Source organism: Falsiruegeria mediterranea M17, from assembly GCF_900302455.1.
Lineage (GTDB): Bacteria > Pseudomonadota > Alphaproteobacteria > Rhodobacterales > Rhodobacteraceae > Falsiruegeria > Falsiruegeria mediterranea.
This window is the reverse complement of record NZ_ONZG01000030.1, coordinates 1-6,636: the sequence shown is the minus strand read 5'-3', so window position 1 is coordinate 6,636 and position 6,636 is coordinate 1. Positions and strand designations below refer to the sequence as shown.

Sequence of the window (6,636 nt, the reverse complement as noted above, 5' to 3'; positions counted from 1 at the left end):
CGGTGTTTGACGGCAACCGCGGCGATTACACGATCACCCGGAGCTCGGCGACGGATGTGACGGTGACGGGGGCCGACGGCACCGACAGCCTGATCTCGGTCGAGTATTTCCAGTTCGACGACGAGACTGCAAATATCTGGCAATTCGCGATCGCGTAAGGCGGCACTCAGAACAAGAAACCCCGGTCCGTATTTTGCGGGTCGGGGTTTTTTGGTTGCTTGGAAGAGATTAATGGTATCATTTCGATACCGGGTGCGTTTTATTACTGAAAATTGACAGACTGTATTCTGCTGGGTGCAGTTGGCGCCCTTTTGTTAAAACAGCCGCGCATTCGTAACTGGGCGGCATTTGGAATTTATTGAAAATATTGGAGCATAAAGATGACGTATTTGATTGAATGGAGTCCCCAGCTTGGCCCCAATGGAACCTATACGCTGACCAGCCCCGAGGGGCCGGATATCGAACTGATGATGACGTCGGATTCGGGCGTGATATACAAATCTTCTTTTGGTCAGGCAATTGGGGTGATCTCAACGAGAGAGCCGCTAAAAGCCGAGTTTTCCTTTGATCAATCTGTGCGCAATGTGTCGTTCGAAATCTATGACGTGGATGCTAGCGGCTGGAGCGACCAGGTTTCGGTCTTTGCCTTTGATGCGGCGGGCGACCCTGTGCCTGTTCAGGTGTCGGACCTGGACACCCATCATAGAACTGATGGCGCAGGCACCGTATGGGGCACGGCGAGTGGGCGGGCACCAGGTGGTCCGGGAGCGCCGGAAAATGTGACGTTCACGATTTCAGACATCGCGTCGCGGTTCGAGGTGATCTTTGATGACGGTCCTTTGGGATCGAACACCGGGCGTATGGAAATCGGGCCGGTCCGGTTCGAGCTTGGCGTCGACCCGGTGGTGGCAGATGGCACCACCGGCAACGACAGCCTGCAGGGCGATGATGGCAATGACACGCTGCGCGGTCTTGACGGTGACGACACGCTGATCGGTCTGAATGGTCGAGACCTGCTGGATGGCGGGGCCGGTGTGGACCGGATGGAAGGCGGCGCAAGTGATGACCGTTATATCGTCGACAACGCGGCCGATTTGATTGTGGAACTGCTGGGCGGCGGCGCGCGGGATCTGGCCGAAGCCTCGGTCGACTATACCCTGCCTGATCATGTGGAACGCCTGCTGCTGAGCGGGACCGGCAATTTGAATGGGACCGGCAATGCAGGCCACAACGTCCTGATCGGCAACGCAGGCGACAACCACCTGCAGGGGCTGGCAGGCGATGACTGGCTCGACGCGGGCCCGGGCGGCGATGACACGCTCGACGGTGGCGCGGGCACTGATATGGCGAGCTTCTGGCAGGTGCCGCCCGCCGCGCAGGTGTGGCAGACGACACTGGATCTGGACCTGGCCACAGGAATGGCGACGGCGCAGGCGGACAGTTTCGAACTGATCGGCATCGAGAATGTGACCGGCACTAGCGGGCGGGATATCCTGCGCGGCGATGGCGGTGACAACCTGCTGCGGGGGCTGACGGGTGACGACTGGCTGCAGGGGCGCGGCGGCAACGACACGCTGGAGGGCGGCAACGGGATCGATACGGCCTCTTATGCGAATGCCGCGGCCAGGCTGGTGGCGGACCTGGGCGCGGGCGTGGTGCGCTCGGGCACGGATGAGGATCAGCTGATCTCGATCGAGGGGCTGCGGGCGTCGCGGTTTTCTGATGTGATTACAACGGGGAACGGGCCAACATATATCTCTGCCAAAGAGGGGCACGACTGGATCGTGGCGGGCTATGGCGTGGATGTGATCGATGGCGGCAGGCATATCGACACGGTGTCCTATGCCGGGGCGAACCTTGGCATCAGCGCCTCGCTCAAGAACGGGCGCGGCTGGACCGGGGCGGCGACGGGCGACCGCTATGCGGGCGTCGAGAACCTGACCGGCACCGGCTATGGCGATGCGCTGTCGGGGGATGATGGGCGCAATCACCTGCGTGGGTTGGACGGAAATGATGCCCTGTTTGGTTATGGTGGTCATGACGTGCTGATCGGCGGCACCGGGGATGACATGCTCTTTGGCGGCAATGGCACGGACCGGGCGGTGTTTGCGGGCGATCTGGCGGATTACACGATCACCCGCACCTCGGAGCGCGAGATCACCGTGGTGGGGGCGGACGGCATCGACCAGCTGGATTCGGTGGAATATCTGCAGTTCGACGACACCACCGCCCGCATCTGGGATCTCGAGATTGTCTGAAGCGGCAGCCTGGAGCGCGCTTCAAAACCGCAGGACCAGGCCAAGCTGATAGGCAAACCGATCCTTGTCATAGCCCCGCACCCGCGCATCCAGCAGCAATGTCCCCCGGTGCTGGTCCGCATAGGGCAGCGGCAGGGGCTGTTGCAGGCCAAGAGACAGGTAGGGATCCCTGTGGGTGCTGCTGTTTCGGACCCGCAACAGAGCCGAATTCAGTTGGGTTTTGGTATGCGCCAGGCGTACCCCTCCGGCGATCCGCAGCCGGGGCGTATAGCGCCATCTGGCGACCACATTCCAGGTCAGGGCCGTTTCCAGATCCAGAATATTCGACGCAAACGTGACCTGGATCGGGTCGGTGAGGATACCGACGCCCCGGGGCAGGGCATATTTGCTATGGGTCCGGCCTGCCGTCGCCGAGAGCTCTGCCGCCACATGCCGGGTCTTCCAGAATTCATACCCCAGCCGAAAAGCCAAGGTCCGGCTGGTGCCCCGGTCGACCGGGGTTGAACCAGATCGGTTGGTGAGCGTGTCGACACTGAGACCGCCGCCTGTGCCCCCCCCGGATCCGCTGCCGGACCCGAGCCCGCTTTGGCCCCCCAGAAAGGCAAACACCGCATCTTCGAGCGCCAGATCCACCCGCGAGGTGTCGCCCCGGTGCACCTCGAGCGCAAAAGACCAACCCTCTGCTTCGGTTGCAGAGGTCCCTGTGGAATACACGCCGACCAGGGCGCAGATGAGCAGGAAACGGGAGATTTTTCTTTGGATTGCATTCCACATTAGGTAGTTATGGAAAAAAATATTTAACAATGACAGGGATTCGTCGTGCCCCATATCAATATTTCGAGAACGTCTCAGCTTGATTCATTTGTTGCGTCTTTGGAGCCGGGGGGATATCGCGCAAACACCGTCGAAAACCTGTCGCTGGATTATGAAACAGCCCTGCAAGAGGTGCCTGACTTTTCGGCGTTTTCCGTTACGCAACTGTCTGCGAGCCTGATCGAACTGACAACGACCGTGGCGCGTGGGACGTATAATCTGGTTCTTTCGGGCAGTGGCCTGTCGCCGGTTGGCTCTTTGCAGGAACTGATCAACGCGATTGACAGCGGCATTGCAACCGGAGCGTTCAATTCGATCATCTTGAGTGGCCCGCGGCAGCCGGGCCAGACCCCGGCAGAGCTGGTGGCCTTTGCGGTGACCCCCACGGGATACACCCTGACCAGCGGTCAGCAGGCGCTGACGGTCACCGGCGGCTTGCCCAAGACCCTGCAGGCCCTGGCGGATGCCACTGAGGCCTTTGATCTGCTGGCGCGGCTGGAGAGCCTGACCCCGACCGAGCAGACCCAGCTGAACAATCTTCTGGATGATCTGTCGCTGACCGGCGTTGCGTTCAGCAACCAGGGGAGCGAGTGGTTCAACTTTGCGGTTTCGACCACCGCGATTTCCCTGACCATCGATGAGCATGTTCTGCAGCTGACCGGAACGTTCCCCACCGGGGACTTTGCCGCGCTGTTCGGCGCCGCCCAAGAGGCGATCCGCCTTGATGGAACACCGGCAGGCCTGACCAATCTGACGCAGATCCCGGGGCTCAGCCTGACCGGGGTGACAATCACCGACCCGGACGGCACGGTGATCGGTTCGGCCACGGGGGATTTGAACACTCCGACCACCTCCACCACATCGGTGACATATGACGGGGTGCTGATCGAACAGAACGGTGTTGCCCTGAAGCAGGAACATGTTGGGGGCAATGACAACGACGTGCTGTCCCATGACAGTGGTGCTGAACCGCCGACCTCGTCGCTGCTGGTTGGGAACGGTGGCAACGACACGCTGAACGGCGGTAACGGTGATGATCTGCTGTATGGCGGGGATGGCGACGACGAGCTCAACGGCGGTGCCGGCAATGATTTCCTGGATCCCGGCGACAACATGCGCGGCTGGGACCGTGTCCAGGCCGGGACGGGCAACGACACCGTTGATTTTGGCTCGATGACCTCGGGGCAGGGCTATGCCGATCTGTTCCATCACGATCTGAATGCCGGGATCGTGGCCACCCTGAACGGAGCGGCCAACAGCCTGAGCATCAACAAGGGCGCCAATGGCACCACAACCGTTCAGAACGTGCAGAACCCGCTCACTGGCGATGGTCTGGGGCTCAACGGCACCGATCACAACGACACGTTCAACGTGACCCTGCAATCGGGGGCCTTCGCCTGGACGCAGATCGACGGTCGTGACGGTGTGGACAGCTACAATCTGAACTATGGCGGCGGCACCATCCGGATCAACTTCCGGGGCACCGAGGGGGCCGTGGTCAACACCGCCACCGGGACAGTGGCCAATGACGGCTATGGCAATGCCGAAAGCTTTAGCGTGAGTGGGGATGCAGGCCGCATGTTCGGCCTTGAGGTGCGCACCGGCATGCACAATGACTCTGTCATCGGCAGCAATGCGCATGAGCGGTTCATCCTGCAGGCGGGCAATGACACGCTGGATGCGGGCGGCGGCATCGATGCGCTGCGCTATGACCGGTCGGGGGTCGAATCCGTGACGCTGAATGCCACCACGGGCATGGCCACGGGTGTCTGGCGGGGTGAGGCCTTTACCCACAGCTTCTCGAATGTTGAACAGTTCCGCGGCTCTCGGGCCGGCAATGACGAGATGACCGGCAGCGCCGGTAACGATCTGCTGCAAACCTATGCCGGCAATGACACCCTGATTGGTGAGGGGGGCAATGACACGCTGATCGGTGGGGTTGGCAACGACAGCCTGCTGGGCGGGGCCGGGACCGACCGGGCCGTCATCAATGCCTCTGTGAATTCCATCACGGTCACCAATGGTGGGGCCGGGGTCGCGGTGACCTCGGGCGACGGGGTCGACACGATCGGCAACGATGTGGAAGAGATTCAGTTTCTGGATGGCGTCCGGTCCTTTGCGCAGTTGCAGGCTCTGGCAGGCGGTGGCAGCACGACGCCGACCAATGGCGATGACATCCTGACGGCGCTGGCCGGGGGCGACACGTTGAACGGTCTGGCCGGCAACGACACCCTGATCGGCAGCGCCAATGCTGACCGGCTGGATGGCGGCGCGGGCAACGACAGCATCGTCGGAGGTGGTGTCAGCATCGGAGACGACACTCTGGTCGGTTCCAGCGGGAATGATACCTATGATCTGAGCGATCGTGGGTTCTACGTGTTCGAATACGACAACCTGTCGGGACCGATCACGGTGGATCTGAACCAGCCCACCAGCCTGGCGCGCGTCAACAAGGGCACGGATGGCATCGACACCCTGACCGGGGTTTTCCCAACGCTGGACAACACGGTGCCAGGAACGTTCGGGGGCATCTGGTTCACCGGGACGGATGGCAACGATACATTCAACGTCAACGGCGGCGCTTCATCCTGGGTTGGCCTGCTGGGCCTTGATGGGGTGGACAGCTACACCATCAACGGCGGTGGCACCGTTCGCATGTCGTTCCGCTCGGGCAATCCAACGCAGGGGTTGTCGGTTGATCTGAACTCTGGGGCCATTGCCAATGATGGCTTCGGGAATGCCGAGCAGATCAACTTCAACGGTGCAGTTTCGCGCTTTTCGCTGGATGGGACGCACAACAACGACAGCATCATCGGGTCATCCAGAGGTCCAGAAGAGTTCATTCTGAACGGTGGCAATGACACCCTGGATGGCGGCGGTGGCATCGACCGTTTGCGCTATGATCGCACCGGCGCCGAACAGGTGACCGCAAACCTGAGCACCGGGCTGGCCACCGGGACCTGGGATAGTGCGGCCTTCAATCATCAGATCAGCAACATCGAAGAGATCCGGGGCACCCGGACCGGGAATGATGTTCTGACCGGCAACAACCTTGGCAACTCGCTGTGGGGCCAAGGCGGGAATGATCAGCTCAACGGTGGCGGTGGTGACGACACGCTATACGGTGAATCGGGCAATGACACGATCATGGGCGGCACCGGTACGGATACCGCCGTGTTCTACACCGACAGCTCTTTCATTACGGTCAGCCATGTCGCGGGCGGGCTGCAGGTCGTCTCGGGGGATGGCACCGATGTGATCGGCACCGATGTGGAAAACTTCCAGTTCTTCGATCAGACCCTGAGCTATGGCCAAGTGGCCGCGCTGGCAGCGGTGGCCCCGATCAACGGCACCGAGGCAACCGAGACATTGAACGGCACCGCTGCGGGCGAACAGATCAATGGGTTGGGCGGCTATGACTGGATCATTCCGGGGCGGGGCAATGACACCGTGGATGGCGGCGTGGGGCGGGACATGGTGTCTTACTCCGACGCGCCTGAGGTGGCCGGGCGGGGGACGGCATTCATGCTGGATCTCGATCTGGGCGCGGGCACGGCCGAGCTTT

General features: G+C 61.4%; 3 protein-coding genes. 2 read left to right on the top strand and 1 reads right to left on the bottom strand.

Annotated features, from left to right (window positions below; genetic code table 11):
* Positions 1–380: 380 nt before the first annotated feature.
* The gene (locus TRM7615_RS25090; protein WP_108792714.1) at positions 381–2,258 is read left to right on the top strand and encodes a calcium-binding protein; all 1,878 of its coding nucleotides are present in this window, start codon (positions 381–383) and stop codon (positions 2,256–2,258) included.
* Positions 2,259–2,279: 21 nt separating this feature from the next.
* Here TRM7615_RS25090 and TRM7615_RS25085 read toward each other — a convergent pair whose 3' ends face one another.
* Positions 2,280–3,032: a hypothetical protein gene (locus TRM7615_RS25085; RefSeq protein ID WP_125133756.1), complete on the bottom strand. Its 753-nt coding sequence runs from the start codon at positions 3,030–3,032 to the stop codon at positions 2,280–2,282.
* Positions 3,033–3,077: 45 nt separating this feature from the next.
* Here TRM7615_RS25085 and TRM7615_RS26160 point away from each other — a divergent pair.
* On the top strand, positions 3,078–6,636 hold a 3,559-nt coding region (locus tag TRM7615_RS26160), incomplete at its 3' end, for a beta strand repeat-containing protein (RefSeq protein ID WP_133241816.1).

Excerpts from the sequence above, each read along its gene's own strand:
- TRM7615_RS25085 (WP_125133756.1), bottom strand. The coding sequence starts at position 3,032 with ATGTGGAATGCAATCCAAAGAAAAATCTCCCGTTTCCTGCTCATCTGC.
- TRM7615_RS25090 (WP_108792714.1), top strand. The coding sequence starts at position 381 with ATGACGTATTTGATTGAATGGAGTCCCCAGCTTGGCCCCAATGGAACC.